This window comes from Limnobaculum zhutongyuii, assembly GCF_004295645.1.
Classification (GTDB): domain Bacteria; phylum Pseudomonadota; class Gammaproteobacteria; order Enterobacterales; family Enterobacteriaceae; genus Limnobaculum; species Limnobaculum zhutongyuii.
Genome location: NZ_CP034752.1, coordinates 4114350 through 4130517, shown reverse-complemented (window position 1 = coordinate 4130517; position 16168 = coordinate 4114350). Strand labels below are relative to the sequence as shown.

The following is a 16168-nucleotide window of genomic DNA, read 5'->3' as shown; positions in this document are numbered from 1 at the left end:
CAAAGATATTTTGTTACTGACTCAGCTTATGCCTTTATCAGTTTGGCATAAAAAAATCCGTCACCACCATCAGGTGAAGGTAAATTTTGTCGATAGGGTGATTGTGTATCACCAATATTCACCAATTTAGCATCACTATGATTCCGGATAAAATCATCGATCTGCAATTTATTCTCTTCTGGAAGAATAGAGCAGGTTGCATAAATCATCGTGCCGCCTGACTTTAACTGTGGCCAGATGGCATTAATAATCTCTTTCTGTAACGAGACTAATTCATCAATATCGCTGTTACGGCGCAACCACTTGATATCCGGGTGACGTCGAATCACGCCAGTGGCTGAACATGGTGCATCTAACAAGATGCGATCGTATATTTGACCATTGCTCCAGGCCTGTGGATCGCGGCCATCTCCGGCAATAACTGTCGCTTGCTGATTCAGGCGGGCCAGATTTTCTGTAACGCGCTTCAGGCGTCCTTCATCAACATCAACAGCAATGACTTTAGCTTCCGGGGCTGCTTCCAGTATATGAGTCGTTTTCCCACCCGGCGCAGCGCACAGGTCCAGAATGCTTTCACCATTTTGGGGTTCGAGTATAGATACACAACCTTGAGCCGAGGCATCCTGAACGGTAACCCAGCCCTGTTCAAAACCGGGTAAAAGTGTTACGGAACAAGGAGCCGCTAAACGCAAAGCATCGGAATAATCGGGATGAGGGAAAGCTTCGATACCCGCTTGCTGTAATAATTGCAGATATTGTTCGCATGTATGATGCTGGCGATTTACCCGTAGCCACATCGGTGGCTTTTGGTTATTGGCATCAATAATGGCCTGCCACTGTTGTGGATAGGCGAGCTGTATTCGCTGTAAAAGCCATCCGGGGTGTAAGAAACGACCATTTTGAGATTGAAATTGTTCGGTCATTATCTGCTGCTGGCGTTGGAATTGACGCATTACGCCGTTGATCAAGCCTTTCATTTGTGGACGTTTCAGCACAATTGCGCCATTTACTGTTTCCGCAACAGCGGCATGAGCAGGAATCCGGGTATACAGCAGCTGGTAGAGGCCAACCATTAGCAGATAGTGTAATGGCCTTTGTTTACCCGTCATTACTTTTGCCATTAGTTGCTGTACATACCATTCGAGCTCAGGCAGAACGCGTAACGTACCAAAGCAGAGCTCCTGCAGTAGTGATTTATCTTTATCTGAAATGTTTTTTTGGTATTCAGGAAGTACTGTACTGAGGGATTGTCCCTTATCCAGAACCTGACTAAGTGCACTGGCAGCAATAGCCCGAAGATTATATTTGTTATTCATAGAAAGTGGACCGAGCCATTATTAGGCTATTCATAACTGTGCGGGTCAGGATGACCCGCACCTGAAATCAGGCTAATCGATGACCTGAGATAAACCACTCCCGGCGAGAATTTAGCAAATCCTGAGCGGACATTGCTTTTTTACCGGCAGGTTGAAGTTGAGTAATATTCAAAATACCTTGAGCAGTAGCAATTTGAATGCCTGACTTATTAGCTTCAAGGATGGTACCAGGTTCTGCCTGAGTATTATTTTCAATGACATCAGCAGCCCAGACTTTTATCGGCTGATCATCAATAATGAAATAGCTGACAGGCCAGGGATTAAAGGCACGAATGCAACGTTCTAATTGAGCTGCTGAGAGAGACCAGTCAAGCTTAGCCTCTTCTTTGCTCAGCTTATCGGCATAGTTAGCCAATGTATCATCCTGCTTTTCTGCCTTGATTGAGCCTTCTGCCAGTCCCGTCAGTGTATTGAGTAAACCTTCAGGGCCTAATTTAGCCAGTTTGTCATATAAGGTCGCGCTGGTATCTTCAGATAAGATAGGACAGGTGAGCTTGTATAGCATATCGCCAGTATCAAGCCCTTCATCCATTTGCATAATGGTGATACCCGTTTCGCTGTCTCCAGCCCACAGTGAGCGTTGAATCGGCGCAGCACCACGCCAGCGAGGCAATAGCGAACCATGCACATTGATACAACCTAATCTGGGCATGTTCAATACAGCCAGAGGCAGAATCAAACCATAGGCAACGACCACCATAACATCTGCATTAAGTTGAGCCACCAACTGTTGGTTCTCTTCTGGCCGCAATGATTTGGGCTGAAATACCGGGATGTTATGTTGCTCAGCCAACTGTTTAACCGGGCTTGGCGTCAGCTTGTTGCCTCTGCCTGCCGGGCGATCGGGCTGAGTGAAAACTCCGACTATTTGGTGATGAGATGAAAGTAGCGCGTCCAGATGACGCACTGCAAAATCAGGGGTACCGGCAAAAATAATTCGCAAAGGTTGAGACACTACAATTTCCTACCGTATCTGATGGATTAAGTTGCCACGCTGTTATTGTGAACGCGCTTCCTGTCGGGCAATTTTTTCTAATTTCTGGCGGATTCTCTGGCGTTTAAGCGGAGAAAGATAGTCGACAAACAGTTTGCCTTCCAGATGGTCCATCTCATGTTGAATACAGATTGCCAACAGGTCATCCGCTTCTAACTCGAACGGCTTTCCATCGCGGTTTAAAGCGCGGATTTTAATCTGCTCTGCACGAGGCACAAAGCCTCTGGATTCAGGTACAGAAAGACAACCTTCTTCAATACCGGTCTCGCCAGATTTTTCCAGTACTTCCGGATTAATAATAACGAAATGTTCATCGCGATTTTCCGAAACATCAATCACGATAATACGCTGGTGGATATTTACTTGCGTAGCAGCAAGGCCGATACCCTCTTCGGCATACATCGTTTCCAGCATATCATCGACGATCTGCTGTATTTCTGGCGTCACTTCCGCAACCGGTTTAGCTTTGATGCGTAGTCTTTCATCGGGAAAATGTAATACTGGTAATACTGCCATATCTCTTTAAATCACCAATTAATGGGTAAAATATCATGCTTATATTCTAGACCTTTCCGGTGATGATTGACAGTATCAGTCAACTATTGAAGTGATAGATAACCTAGTGGTAGCGGGTTTGTCGAATATTCAATGTTCAGAAATGCGAGCTTTAACGAAGAATTAAGTCGTATGAAGAATGTTGTTACCACATTAATGGGAACATTGTCGAAATAGGTAATCCTTATGCTCGGTTTTGATGGTTTTTCATTTTAATCTGCAAACAGACTTATGTTGTGGTGCAGGTAATTAAATGGAAAGAGACGAGTGGTGGTTAAGGTTGCTGATGATATCAGGGAAAAAACTTCCTTATATCCGACGGTTAAGAAATGTAGAGCCATCGCAAATCGTTTTTAACGAACAGCTTTTGCCATTACTGGGTTTTAGCCGCCAACAAGTGGAGGCATTTTTACAGGTAGAACCACATCAGCTGATAAGAAATCTCAGTTGGTTAGAGGGGGAAGATTGCCATTTAGTCACCTATATTGACCCCGAATACCCGGATCTTTTGCGAAATATCTCTTCTGCGCCATTAGCTTTATTTATTAGGGGAGAAAGAAGTAATTTAGCTAAGCCCCAATTAGCGATAGTAGGTAGTCGCCATTACAGTCAGTATGGGCAAATTTGGGCCAGCTATTTTTCTCAACAGTTAGCAGCCAGCGGGCTGGTAATAACCAGTGGCTTAGCGGTAGGTATTGATGGTATTAGCCATCAGGGAGCATTGGCTGCGGGGGGAATTACAATAGCCGTTTTGGGAAGTGGACTTGCCAGGCTTCATCCCAGAAGCCATCTGGGGTTGGCTCAAAAGATATTAGAAAGTCAGGGCTCGCTGGTTTCTGAGTTTTTACCTTTCGAAGCACCAAGGGCCGAGTATTTTCCCCGACGAAATAGAATAATCAGTGGCTTATGTTTGGGGGTACTGGTGATTGAAGCAGGCTTACGCAGCGGTTCGCTGATTACGGCCAAATATGCTTTAGAGCAAGGTAGGGAAGTATTTGCAATTCCAGGTCCATTGGATAATCGTAACAGTGAGGGAACTCATAGCCTGATTCAGCAAGGCGCACTGCTGGTTGCTCAACCGGAAGATATTATAGAAAACCTTAACAGTTCATTGTGTTGGATAACGCCGTTATCATCAGAGTCATCGATTGAGCCAGCTCCTTTGTTATTTAGTCCGGATTGTCCGCTGGCGGATTCACCGTTATATGAACATGTTAGTCATCACCCCATTTCTGTTGATGTTATTGCGGATAAAATGTCTTTATCGGTTACTGAGGTGATGATTCAACTGCTTGAGTTGGAATTGTCTGGTGCGGTACAGGTGGTTCAGGGAGGGTACATCAGAACCAGATAAACATGGGGATATAAAAATGGTTTTAATCAGGTAGACTGTGTAGTTATCAATCGGCTTTAAACGATTAACGATTAGCAGTGAGGCTATGAGTAAAACAGCATTGTTTACAGGCAAAAGTGAAGAGCTCTGCCCCGAATGTGGTGCGCCATTAGTTATTCGCACGGGCAAGCAGGGACCATTTCAGGGATGTTCTCGCTATCCTGAATGTACCTATATTCACTCATTAACGCCGCAAAGTGATGGTCATGTCGTTAAAGTGTTGGAAGGACAGAACTGTCCCCAATGTGGTGAAACTCTGGTATTACGTCAGGGGCGCTATGGCATGTTTATTGGTTGTAGTAGTTATCCTGACTGTGAATATATTGCGGTGATTGATAAGCCTGATGAAACTCAGATTGCTTGCCCGCAGTGTAAGCAAGGGAGGTTGTTACAGCGGAAGTCTCGTTATGGTAAGGTTTTTCACGCCTGCGATCGTTATCCAGAGTGTCAATTTGCGCTTAATCATACCCCTGTAGCTGGAATCTGCCCGATATGCGACTATCCTCTTTTGATGGAAAAACGCACCTCCAGAGGTAATCGCCTGTTTTGTGCAAGTAAAGTGTGCGGCAAAGAAGTTTTGACAGAGAAAGATGACTGATAATTTAGAATTTATAGTAGAGCAACTTCAGCAACAACAGGTTGTTGCTTATCCAACTGAAGCGGTATTTGGACTGGGTTGCGATCCAGACAGTCAATTAGCAGTGGAACATCTTCTGCAATTGAAACAGCGCTCATGGGAGAAAGGGTTAATATTGATTGCTGCAAATTATGAGCAATTACAGCCTTATATCGATGATACGCAACTAACTGCTGAGCAAAGAATGACCATGTTTTCCAGCTGGCCTGGGCCTGTAACCTGGGTAATACCGGCGCGACCTTCCACACCAAAGTGGTTAACCGGACAGTTCGACTCCCTGGCCGTCAGGGTTAGTGACCACTTACTGGTGCGGGAACTTTGTCAGGCATTTGGTAAGCCTTTGGTTTCAACCAGTGCTAATTTAAGCGGGTTGGAACCGTGTAAAACGGAACACGGTGTTTTGCAGCAGTTTGGTGATAACTTTCCCGTATTGAAAGGGTTAGTAGGTGGGCGTGAAAAACCGTCAGAAATTCGGGACGTATTAACCGGAAAACTATACAGACAGGGATAATTATTCTCAGGGGTTTTATGCAACAGTTCGCTGTTTTTGGTAATCCAATTGCTCATAGCAAATCACCATGTATTCACCATCTTTTTGCGGAAGGATGTCGGATCGATTTGCACTATGTAACGCAGTTAGGCTCTCTTGATGGGTTTGAAAATGAAATCAGGGCATTTTTTGCTAATGGAGCAAAAGGTGCCAATATCACTTTGCCTTTTAAAGAGCGCGCATATGCAATATGCGATGAACTCACTGAACGTGCGGCTTCTGCTGGTGCAGTAAATACCATAAAACGCCTGGATGATGGACGTTTGCTGGGTGATAACACTGATGGTATTGGACTATTGAGTGATTTGCAGCGTTTGGGCATGGTTATACCAGGTGCACGAGTTTTACTGATAGGTGCTGGTGGGGCCGCCAGAGGTGTGATCTTACCGTTACTGTCATACGGTTGTGAGTTAGTAGTTACTAACCGTACATATGCAAAAGCAGAAACGCTGGCATCATTATTCTCATCATTTGGCAAGATAACCAGTAAACCTTCTGATGCGTTAGCGGAAGATCAATTCGATCTGATTGTTAATGCGACTTCGACAGGTATCAGTGGAGATGTTCCCTCTATCTCATCATCATTAATCTCCAAGGATACAGTATGTTATGACATGTTCTATCAGGCTGCACTAACTCCGTTTCTGAAATGGGCTGTAGAACATGGAGCTGGAAAACATGCTGATGGTTTAGGAATGCTGGTGGGGCAAGCCGCTCATGCCTTTAATCTTTGGCATGGTGTGATGCCAGAAGTTGAACCAGTGTTGAATGAATTACGTAAAGAACTGACTAAGTGAACCAGTCGATCATTTTTACTGATAATGAAGAATGGGATCCTATTCGTAATGCTGTTATCTGTTCTGCCTTAGTAAATGGGTTTCAGGTTCACTGTTGCATTCAGGGGAAAGTTATCAACGCGCGTTTTGGTTTTGCCGAACGGCCCGAACAGTTTATTGAGCTGTTCAGGCAGTATCGTTGGGATCTTGAAGATGAATTCGAACAAATGATTTTAAATGAAGAATTCGATAATGATGGTTGGGTCGTTATTTAATGAGTAATGATTTAGCCATTTAAATATTGGTCTTTCAAAATGACATAGTTTTTAGCTGAAGCTGTTAACGAGGCTATTTCTGCTTCATTCAATGGGCGAGCTTGTCGGGCAGGATTACCGAGATACAGATAACCACTTTCGAGACGTTTGCCTGGCGCGACTAAACTACCGGCACCGACCATGACGTTATCTTCCACAATAGCACCATCAAGTACCCGAGCTCCCATTCCTATCAGCGTATTGTTACCAATGGTACAACCATGAAGAATGGCTGCATGCCCAACGGTAACATCATCCCCAATAATTAAAGGATGCCCATCAGGATTTGACTCATTGCCCCGGGATACGTGCAAAATACAACCATCCTGAATATTTGTTCTGGCGCCAATAGAGATGAAATTAACATCTCCACGAATAACGGCTAAAGGCCAAACGTTTGAATCATCGGCTAAGGTTACCTGACCAATGATCTGGCTGGATCGATCATGACTCGTTGACCAATTTGGGGTGTATGGTGGAGATAGTTACGAATAGCACCTGACATTTTGAATGGCATCCTGAATTATTAGATAAGTAGATCATTCTATTTTATGCGATTTGGATCCTTTTAGTATGAATGGATCCAAAAATGCCTTTTTTTGTTTAAAAAATGAGCTAAAATAGAAGCTGTAGAGTAAAAATTGTGCATATGAATTCTTTTTATCAAAAAAGCCTTGTGCAAAAAGATCCGATGCCTATAATGCGCCTCCATCGAACGGATGTGAGCGAACTCACAAATCCTAATTCGAAATTCTCTTAAATGAGAAACAAAAAGAGTGAATGAACTCATTGACTCTGAAACGGATTCGCGTAATATACGCAGCCCGTGCCGCGGGAAGCGCAGCTTTCTGTCGGCCATGCTCTTTAACAATTTATCAGACAATCTGTGTGGGCACTCACAAGACGGTATCTCACGTCATTACACTTCGGTGTAACGACACAAAAAAATACCAAGTCTTAAAGAGTGACCAGACAGTAATTCATTTGAATTATTGAAAGTAATCTTTGAGCATCAAGCTTTTAATTGAAGAGTTTGATCATGGCTCAGATTGAACGCTGGCGGCAGGCCTAACACATGCAAGTCGGGCGGTAGCACAGAGGAGCTTGCTCCTTGGGTGACGAGCGGCGGACGGGTGAGTAATGTCTGGGGATCTGCCTGATGGAGGGGGATAACTACTGGAAACGGTAGCTAATACCGCGTAACGTCGCAAGACCAAAGCGGGGGACCTTCGGGCCTCGCGCCATCAGATGAACCCAGATGGGATTAGCTAGTAGGTGGGGTAATGGCTCACCTAGGCGACGATCCCTAGCTGGTCTGAGAGGATGACCAGCCACACTGGGACTGAGACACGGCCCAGACTCCTACGGGAGGCAGCAGTGGGGAATATTGCACAATGGGGGAAACCCTGATGCAGCCATGCCGCGTGTGTGAAGAAGGCCTTAGGGTTGTAAAGCACTTTCAGTGGGGAGGAAGGATGTGGTGTTAATAGCACCATGTATTGACGTTACCCACAGAAGAAGCACCGGCTAACTCCGTGCCAGCAGCCGCGGTAATACGGAGGGTGCAAGCGTTAATCGGAATTACTGGGCGTAAAGCGCACGCAGGCGGTTTGTCAAGTCGGATGTGAAATCCCCGGGCTTAACCTGGGAACTGCATCCGAAACTGGCAAGCTAGAGTCTTGTAGAGGGGGGTAGAATTCCATGTGTAGCGGTGAAATGCGTAGAGATGTGGAGGAATACCGGTGGCGAAGGCGGCCCCCTGGACAAAGACTGACGCTCAGGTGCGAAAGCGTGGGGAGCAAACAGGATTAGATACCCTGGTAGTCCACGCTGTAAACGATGTCGACTTGGAGGTTGTTCCCTTGAGGAGTGGCTTCCGGAGCTAACGCGTTAAGTCGACCGCCTGGGGAGTACGGCCGCAAGGTTAAAACTCAAATGAATTGACGGGGGCCCGCACAAGCGGTGGAGCATGTGGTTTAATTCGATGCAACGCGAAGAACCTTACCTACTCTTGACATCCAGAGAATTTAGCAGAGATGCTTTAGTGCCTTCGGGAGCTCTGAGACAGGTGCTGCATGGCTGTCGTCAGCTCGTGTTGTGAAATGTTGGGTTAAGTCCCGCAACGAGCGCAACCCCTATCCTTTGTTGCCAGCACGTAATGGTGGGAACTCAAAGGAGACTGCCGGTGATAAACCGGAGGAAGGTGGGGATGACGTCAAGTCATCATGGCCCTTACGAGTAGGGCTACACACGTGCTACAATGGCGTATACAAAGAGAAGCTACCTCGCGAGAGCATGCGGACCTCATAAAGTACGTCGTAGTCCGGATTGGAGTCTGCAACTCGACTCCATGAAGTCGGAATCGCTAGTAATCGTAGATCAGAATGCTACGGTGAATACGTTCCCGGGCCTTGTACACACCGCCCGTCACACCATGGGAGTGGGTTGCAAAAGAAGTAGGTAGCTTAACCTTCGGGAGGGCGCTTACCACTTTGTGATTCATGACTGGGGTGAAGTCGTAACAAGGTAACCGTAGGGGAACCTGCGGTTGGATCACCTCCTTACCTGAAAGATATGCAGTTGCGTGCAGTGTCCACACAGATTGTCTGATGAAATAAAAAGAGAGCAAAGCGTCTGCGAAGCTGACATATCTGTGTCCCCTTCGTCTAGAGGCCTAGGACACCGCCCTTTCACGGCGGTAACAGGGGTTCGAATCCCCTAGGGGACGCCACTTGCTGATAATGGGTGAAAGACATTGTCGATGAATATCTCAAAACTGGCTTACTGAGCCATGTTTGAGATATTTGCTCTTTAACAATCCGGAACAAGCTGAAATTTGAATCCTCAGCCATACATGAGTAATACACTGACATGTAGTGGACTGAGCGAGTCTCTCAATTGTTTGCAACTTTAGAATGTTGTCTTTCGAGACACCTTCGGGTTGTGAGGTTAAGTGACTAAGCGTACACGGTGGATGCCTAGGCAGTCAGAGGCGATGAAGGGCGTGCTAATCTGCGATAAGCGTCGGTAAGGTGATATGAACCGTTATAACCGGCGATACCCGAATGGGGAAACCCAGTGCAATTCGTTGCACTATCATACGATGAATACATAGTCGTATGAGGCGAACCGGGGGAACTGAAACATCTAAGTACCCCGAGGAAAAGAAATCAACCGAGATTCCCCCAGTAGCGGCGAGCGAACGGGGAGGAGCCCAGAACCTGAATCAGTTTGTGTGTTAGTGGAAGCGTCTGGAAAGTCGCACGGTACAGGGTGATAGTCCCGTACACCAAAATGCACAGATTGTGAGTTCGATGAGTAAGGCGGGACACGTGACATCCTGTCTGAATATGGGGGGACCATCCTCCAAGGCTAAATACTCCTGACTGACCGATAGTGAACCAGTACCGTGAGGGAAAGGCGAAAAGAACCCCGGCGAGGGGAGTGAAACAGAACCTGAAACCGTGTACGTACAAGCAGTGGGAGCACCCTTTGGGGTGTGACTGCGTACCTTTTGTATAATGGGTCAGCGACTTATATTTTGTAGCAAGGTTAACCGAATAGGGGAGCCGTAGGGAAACCGAGTCTTAACTGGGCGTCAAGTTGCAAGGTATAGACCCGAAACCCGGTGATCTAGCCATGGGCAGGTTGAAGGTTGGGTAACACTAACTGGAGGACCGAACCGACTAATGTTGAAAAATTAGCGGATGACCTGTGGCTGGGGGTGAAAGGCCAATCAAACCGGGAGATAGCTGGTTCTCCCCGAAAGCTATTTAGGTAGCGCCTCGTGAACTCATCTTCGGGGGTAGAGCACTGTTTCGACTAGGGGGCCATCCCGGCTTACCAACTCGATGCAAACTCCGAATACCGAAGAATGTTATCACGGGAGACACACGGCGGGTGCTAACGTCCGTCGTGAAGAGGGAAACAACCCAGACCGCCAGCTAAGGTCCCAAAGTCATGGTTAAGTGGGAAACGATGTGGGAAGGCACAGACAGCCAGGATGTTGGCTTAGAAGCAGCCATCATTTAAAGAAAGCGTAATAGCTCACTGGTCGAGTCGGCCTGCGCGGAAGATGTAACGGGGCTAAACCATGCACCGAAGCTGCGGCAGCGATATGAAAATATTGTTGGGTAGGGGAGCGTTCTGTAAGCCTGCGAAGGTGGACTGTGAGGTCTGCTGGAGGTATCAGAAGTGCGAATGCTGACATAAGTAACGATAAAGCGGGTGAAAAGCCCGCTCGCCGGAAGACCAAGGGTTCCTGTCCAACGTTAATCGGGGCAGGGTGAGTCGACCCCTAAGGCGAGGCCGAAAGGCGTAGTCGATGGGAAACAGGTTAATATTCCTGTACTTGGTGTTACTGCGAAGGGGGGACGAAGAAGGCTAGGCTATCCGGGCGACGGTTGTCCCGGTTTAAGCGTGTAGGTGGAGTGATTAGGTAAATCCGATTGCTTATTAACACTGAGGCGTGATGACGAGCCACTACGGTGGTGAAGTAGTTGATGCCCTGCTTCCAGGAAAAGCCTCTAAGCTCCAGGTAACATTAAATCGTACCCCAAACCGACACAGGTGGTCAGGTAGAGAATACTCAGGCGCTTGAGAGAACTCGGGTGAAGGAACTAGGCAAAATGGTGCCGTAACTTCGGGAGAAGGCACGCTGGCATTAGGTGAAGTGGTTTACCCATGGAGCTGAAGCCAGTCGAAGATACCAGCTGGCTGCAACTGTTTATTAAAAACACAGCACTGTGCAAACACGAAAGTGGACGTATACGGTGTGACGCCTGCCCGGTGCTGGAAGGTTAATTGATGGGGTTAGCGTAAGCGAAGCTCTTGATCGAAGCCCCAGTAAACGGCGGCCGTAACTATAACGGTCCTAAGGTAGCGAAATTCCTTGTCGGGTAAGTTCCGACCTGCACGAATGGCGTAATGATGGCCAGGCTGTCTCCACCCGAGACTCAGTGAAATTGAACTCGCAGTGAAGATGCTGTGTACCCGCGGCAAGACGGAAAGACCCCGTGAACCTTTACTATAGCTTGACACTGAACATTGAGCCTTGATGTGTAGGATAGGTGGGAGGCTTTGAAGCGGTGACGCCAGTCATCGTGGAGCCAACCTTGAAATACCACCCTTTAATGTTTGATGTTCTAACTTTGGCCCGTGATCCGGGTTGAGGACAGTGTCTGGTGGGTAGTTTGACTGGGGCGGTCTCCTCCCAAAGAGTAACGGAGGAGCACGAAGGTTAGCTAATCACGGTCGGACATCGTGAGGTTAGTGCAAAGGCATAAGCTAGCTTGACTGCGAGAGTGACGGCTCGAGCAGGTACGAAAGTAGGTCTTAGTGATCCGGTGGTTCTGAATGGAAGGGCCATCGCTCAACGGATAAAAGGTACTCCGGGGATAACAGGCTGATACCGCCCAAGAGTTCATATCGACGGCGGTGTTTGGCACCTCGATGTCGGCTCATCACATCCTGGGGCTGAAGTAGGTCCCAAGGGTACGGCTGTTCGCCGTTTAAAGTGGTACGCGAGCTGGGTTTAGAACGTCGTGAGACAGTTCGGTCCCTATCTGCCGTGGGCGCTGGAAGATTGAGAGGGGTTGCTCCTAGTACGAGAGGACCGGAGTGAACGCACCACTGGTGTTCGGGTTGTCATGCCAATGGCATTGCCCGGTAGCTACGTGCGGAAAAGATAACCGCTGAAAGCATCTAAGCGGGAAACTTGCCTCGAGATGAGTCTTCCCTTGGACCCAGAGTCCACTGAAGGAACGTTAAAGACTATGACGTTGATAGGTCGGGTGTGTAAGCGTAGCGATACGTTGAGCTAACCGATACTAATGAACCGTGAGACTTAACCTTACAACACCGAAGGTGTTTTGGTGAGATGAGATTGAGAGAGAGAAGTCGAATTTCAGCGAATGTTCAGGATTGAAATGGATGGTTGTGTGGATAGTGATATTGACATACAACGGTTCATGTACAGAATATGCCTGGCGGCGACAGCGCGGTGGTCCCACCTGACCCCATGCCGAACTCAGAAGTGAAACGCCGTAGCGCCGATGGTAGTGTGGGGCTTCCCCATGCGAGAGTAGGGAACTGCCAGGCTTTAATTAAGAGAAACCCTCAGCGTAAGCTGGGGGTTTTTGCTTTGATGGTGATGCAGTTCGCTACTCGATGGAGAGTAGGACAAACCTGCGAAGCGGGTTTGAGCAACGCACAGCGTTGACCCGAAGGGTGAATGACGCAGTCATTCATAAACTGCCAGACTTTAATTAAGAAAAACCCTCAGTCGAAAGACTGAGGGTTTTTTGCTTTATGCAGCTCACGAAATATTCAGAAACTGGCCCTGCCGGCCGGGCACCTAAGTGATATCAGCACATACCGGTTACGGCCGGAATATCCGCTCCAGTCAATTTATCAGGTTCTCATCAGGAAGAGTCACTTCGGCTGAAAGGCGGGTTTCTTGCTTTATGCAGATGGTGAAATATTCAGAAACCGGCTCTACCGGCCGGGCACTTTAGCGATATCAGCACATACCGGTTACGGCCGGAATATCCGCTCCAGTCAATTTGTCAGGTTTGCCGGTGGCCTGAAACCATGAGTTCAGATAATCATGTCAATCACTCACCTAAGTTACGCGAAAAGTTCTGAATATCGACATTATCCATTTTACGATAGATCTTGGCCTGTCGCGATCCCGTAGCTGCAAACTTACCGGTTTCTTCAAAAATACCTGAGGCATCAAAGCGTCTTACCAGACTTTTACGCTGAATCGGCTTGTCCAGAATAGTTTCAATAACCGTTTGTAGCTCTGATAATGTGAATTCATCTGGCAGGCAGTAAACCGGTAACATTGAGTAGAGCGTTTTCTGTTCCAGACGGTGGATGGCTTTTTCAATAATATGCTGATGATCGAAGGCGATCTCTTTAATGGATGGGATCTGTTTTACTGACCACCACTTTGCATCCAATACATCATCAATCTGAGTTTGACAGTTTTGATAAGCAATAAGTGCAAAATAGGCTGTTGTCAGACTCCATCCTCTTGGGTCGCGTTCTGTTCCGGAGAATGTCTCAAGTTGTTCCAAGTAAGCGGGAGTCACACCGGTTTTCTCCACGATTTTACGCATTGCAGTTTGATAGATGGTGTCATCACGCAACATATCAATAAATCCACCGGGTAATCCCCAATATCCTTGCTGCGGGTGGTTAGCGCGTTTTACTAACAGAACACACAGTGCTCCATCTTTTAGCGTAAACAGCACGCTATCAACCGTGACAATGGGTGAGGGAAATTGAGACGAGTCGTAATGTCTGAGAAATTCTTGTTCTGATTGCATGGTTTCTGTGATTTAAATGTCTTTAAGACAAAATTATCAGACTCTATGTGTTTCAACAAGCAGTAACTCGAATGTAGAAATAATTACTTATATTACATAGCGATATATCTTAATTGTTATTTTAGTGACATAAACGCTTGACTATTAATGTCTCTGGGACAGTTATATTAATGTCATAGAGACATTAATTGGAGGTATTTATGTTTGGATTAAATTTTATTAAAGCTGACTCATCAACTCACCTGATTCAATTTCAAAAAGGTCAGGTTGTCAGACAGGGAGTAGGGATGAGTTTTTACTATTCATCTTTTACTTCAACACTGGCGGCAGTACCGGTTTCCAGTAAAGAGTTGCCATTCGTTTTCCTATTACAAACCTCAGATTTTCAGCAGGTTACCATTCAGGGACAGGTAACGTATTGTATTACCACGCCAGAACAGGCAGCCAAAATGCTGAATTTCACCATTAAAAGCAGCGGACGTTACGTTTCTGACGATCCTCAAAAGTTGGATGACAGGGTACAGCGCAGCGTACAGGTGGCGGTTCGCGACAGATTACAACGGCAGCCTTTGAGAGAGGCGCTGGTATTTGCTCCGGAACTGATTCAATACCTGAAAATTCAGTTAGCTTCGTCTGAAGTGTTAGAGGCTTTGGGGGTTAGCGTTCTGGATGTGGCGATTACGGCAATTTCACCTTCTCCGGAAACGGCCAAAGCACTGGAGGCTGAGGTACGTGAGCAGCTACTGAAAGAGTCCGACGATGCAATTTATATCCGTCGTTTGTCCAGCATTGAGCAAGAAAAGGCGGTAAAAGAGAAAGAGCTGGCTACGGAGGTGGCAATTCAACGTAAGAAACAAGAAATTGAGGAAGCGAAGATTGAAGCTCAGAGGATGGTATTACAGAAAAAATATGTGCTGAATGAGGAGAAGATTAAGGCTGAAATTGCGGAAGAGCAACAGCGTCAGTCACTGGTTCAACTGACTTCAGAAAATGAGCGAGCGCTGGCCGACGTTGCCGCCTACGGCATTGAAAAGCGTATGAAAGTGTACGAGTCCGTTGGTCCGGAAATTCTTAAGGCTCTGGCAATGAGTAATATGCGTCCTGAACAGCTAATAGCTCAGGCATTTGAGAATTTGACTCAGGGTGAAAATAAAGTGGGTAATTTGAATATTAGCCCGGAATTGCTTAATTCATTGATTCGTCAGGAGGCATGATGATTACTGACCGCAAACTCATATTAGTAACCCGGCCTACTCGCTTACAGGAACTTATCCAGCGTTATGGTACCAAAGGGCAGGCCGAGTTTTACCTTAAACATTTGGGAGAGTCATTTGACTACTATCAAGAGGAGCATCGCCTGTTTATGCAGGCGTATGACTCAGTAGTAGAAAAGCTCAAAGGAACTGGCCGGTTGCAAGTGTTGGACCGGCGTTTTTTGCCCACTTATCAGTTTTCTGATGACGATATTGTAGTGGTGTTGGGGCAGGATGGGCTGGTTGCTAATACGCTGAAGTATTTGTCTGGCCAGCCAGTGATTGCGATTAATCCTATGCCAACGACTTATGATGGCATATTGCTGCCTTTTAAGGTCGGTGATTTAACCGGAGTGTTGAAATCCCTTTTATTAAACCGTTCGACAATTAAATCAATCAAAATGGCGCAAGCCACTACGAATCGTGGCCAATCACTATTGGCGGTTAACGACCTGTTTATTGGCCCCGCCAGCCATAGTTCAGCTCGCTATGAAATTGTATCTGGTAACCAGCGCGAGCGGCAAAGCAGCAGTGGAGTGATTATCAGTACTGGCCTGGGTTCTACCGGATGGTTTAAAAGTATTTTGGCTGGTGCGGCCGGTATTGCCGGAGTGGCGGTTTCATCCAAATTGAGTCAGGGATTTGCCTGGGATAGCGACTTTCTCTATTTCTCTGTCAGAGAACCTTTTCCCAGTAAAACGACCGGAACAAATTTAGTTTTTGGTAAAGTGGATAGTGCTCATCCATTAACTCTTCAGTCAAATATGGCAGATAATGGCGTTATTTTTTCAGATGGAATTGAGAATGACCGTATTGATTTTACTGCGGGCACATTGGTTAATATTGGTATTAGCAAAAGCGTTGGTCAACTGGTAGTGTAATATGTTATTGGCGACAAATTGTGTTATAAATTATAACCATATCAGATAACTAAGCACATAATGTGCATGCATATCGCATAAACCATCAGCGCTTATTACCACTAT

The 16168-nt window shown here is 46.6% G+C and carries 11 protein-coding genes, 1 tRNA gene, 3 rRNA genes and 1 pseudogene; 11 read left to right on the top strand and 5 right to left on the bottom strand.

Translation table 11 applies throughout. The features are described from left to right. Positions 1-26 precede the first annotated feature (26 nt). The 3 genes from rsmB to def all read right to left on the bottom strand — a co-directional run bounded on the left by rsmB (position 27) and on the right by def (position 2886). A complete protein-coding gene (rsmB, locus tag EKN56_RS18410) occupies positions 27-1316 on the bottom strand; it encodes a 16S rRNA (cytosine(967)-C(5))-methyltransferase RsmB (RefSeq protein ID WP_130593131.1) in 1290 nt (429 codons plus the stop codon). A gap of 67 nt (positions 1317-1383) precedes the next feature. Next, positions 1384-2331, bottom strand: coding sequence for a methionyl-tRNA formyltransferase (gene fmt / locus EKN56_RS18405; protein ID WP_130593130.1), 948 nt, complete (start codon positions 2329-2331; stop codon positions 1384-1386). A gap of 42 nt (positions 2332-2373) precedes the next feature. Further along, a complete protein-coding gene (gene def / locus EKN56_RS18400; protein ID WP_130593129.1) occupies positions 2374-2886 on the bottom strand; it encodes a peptide deformylase in 513 nt (170 codons plus the stop codon). Positions 2887-3178: 292 nt separating this feature from the next. Here def and dprA point away from each other — a divergent pair, with 292 nt between their 5' ends. From dprA to EKN56_RS18375, 5 genes are all read left to right on the top strand, one after another. After that, on the top strand, positions 3179-4279 hold the full coding sequence (gene dprA, locus EKN56_RS18395) for a DNA-processing protein DprA (RefSeq protein ID WP_130593128.1): 1101 nt from the start codon (positions 3179-3181) through the stop codon (positions 4277-4279). A gap of 85 nt (positions 4280-4364) precedes the next feature. Then, positions 4365-4916, top strand: coding sequence for a DNA topoisomerase family protein (locus EKN56_RS18390; protein WP_130593127.1), 552 nt, complete (start codon positions 4365-4367; stop codon positions 4914-4916). Next, entirely contained in the window at positions 4909-5466 is a 558-nt protein-coding gene (gene tsaC / locus EKN56_RS18385) for an L-threonylcarbamoyladenylate synthase type 1 TsaC (RefSeq protein ID WP_130593126.1), read from the top strand. Before EKN56_RS18390 ends, tsaC begins: the two co-directional genes overlap by 8 nt. A 17-nt stretch (positions 5467-5483) precedes the next feature. Beyond that, positions 5484-6302, top strand: coding sequence for a shikimate dehydrogenase (gene aroE / locus EKN56_RS18380; protein ID WP_130593125.1), 819 nt, complete (start codon positions 5484-5486; stop codon positions 6300-6302). Next, positions 6299-6556, top strand: a complete 258-nt coding sequence (locus EKN56_RS18375; protein ID WP_130593124.1) for a DUF1488 family protein — start codon at positions 6299-6301, stop codon at positions 6554-6556. Before aroE ends, EKN56_RS18375 begins: the two co-directional genes overlap by 4 nt. 11 nt (positions 6557-6567) lie before the next feature. On the opposite strand, the pseudogene EKN56_RS18370 reads toward EKN56_RS18375, so the two are convergent. Next, positions 6568-7100: pseudogene (locus EKN56_RS18370) on the bottom strand (gamma carbonic anhydrase family protein). 516 nt (positions 7101-7616) lie between these two features. Between EKN56_RS18370 and EKN56_RS18365 the strand changes: the two are divergent. From EKN56_RS18365 to rrf, 4 genes are all read left to right on the top strand, one after another. After that, a 16S ribosomal RNA gene (locus EKN56_RS18365) occupies positions 7617-9159 on the top strand. Between the two features lie 91 nt (positions 9160-9250). Beyond that, a tRNA-Glu gene (locus EKN56_RS18360) sits at positions 9251-9326 on the top strand. Between the two features lie 216 nt (positions 9327-9542). Beyond that, positions 9543-12448 (top strand): 23S ribosomal RNA (locus EKN56_RS18355). A gap of 130 nt (positions 12449-12578) precedes the next feature. After that, positions 12579-12694: ribosomal RNA gene (gene rrf / locus EKN56_RS18350) — 5S ribosomal RNA — on the top strand. Together the 16S, 23S and 5S rRNA genes with 1 tRNA gene alongside form the textbook arrangement of a ribosomal RNA operon. A 515-nt stretch (positions 12695-13209) precedes the next feature. On the opposite strand, the gene EKN56_RS18345 is transcribed toward rrf, so the two are convergent. Next, positions 13210-13929 carry an NUDIX hydrolase gene (locus EKN56_RS18345; protein WP_130593123.1) on the bottom strand — a complete coding sequence of 240 codons (720 nt, stop codon included), beginning with the start codon at positions 13927-13929 and terminating at the stop codon, positions 13210-13212. 200 nt (positions 13930-14129) lie between these two features. Here EKN56_RS18345 and EKN56_RS18340 point away from each other — a divergent pair, with 200 nt between their 5' ends. Together EKN56_RS18340 and EKN56_RS18335 are read left to right on the top strand one after the other, a co-directional pair. Beyond that, complete coding sequence (locus EKN56_RS18340; protein ID WP_130593122.1) at positions 14130-15143, top strand: SPFH domain-containing protein; 1014 nt, start codon at positions 14130-14132, stop codon at positions 15141-15143. Beyond that, a complete protein-coding gene (locus EKN56_RS18335) occupies positions 15140-16063 on the top strand; it encodes an NAD(+)/NADH kinase (RefSeq protein ID WP_130593121.1) in 924 nt (307 codons plus the stop codon). Before EKN56_RS18340 ends, EKN56_RS18335 begins: the two co-directional genes overlap by 4 nt. The last annotated feature ends 105 nt before the right edge of the window (positions 16064-16168 follow it).

Bases quoted from the DNA above. Each gene is read 5' to 3' on its own strand.
- rsmB (WP_130593131.1), bottom strand. From the start codon at position 1,316: ATGAATAACAAATATAATCTTCGGGCTATTGCTGCCAGTGCACTTAGT.
- def (WP_130593129.1), bottom strand. From the start codon at position 2,886: ATGGCAGTATTACCAGTATTACATTTTCCCGATGAAAGACTACGCATC.
- dprA (WP_130593128.1), top strand. From the start codon at position 3,179: ATGGAAAGAGACGAGTGGTGGTTAAGGTTGCTGATGATATCAGGGAAA.
- EKN56_RS18390 (WP_130593127.1), top strand. From the start codon at position 4,365: ATGAGTAAAACAGCATTGTTTACAGGCAAAAGTGAAGAGCTCTGCCCC.
- tsaC (WP_130593126.1), top strand. From the start codon at position 4,909: ATGACTGATAATTTAGAATTTATAGTAGAGCAACTTCAGCAACAACAG.
- aroE (WP_130593125.1), top strand. From the start codon at position 5,484: ATGCAACAGTTCGCTGTTTTTGGTAATCCAATTGCTCATAGCAAATCA.
- EKN56_RS18345 (WP_130593123.1), bottom strand. From the start codon at position 13,929: ATGCAATCAGAACAAGAATTTCTCAGACATTACGACTCGTCTCAATTT.
- EKN56_RS18340 (WP_130593122.1), top strand. From the start codon at position 14,130: ATGTTTGGATTAAATTTTATTAAAGCTGACTCATCAACTCACCTGATT.
- EKN56_RS18335 (WP_130593121.1), top strand. From the start codon at position 15,140: ATGATGATTACTGACCGCAAACTCATATTAGTAACCCGGCCTACTCGC.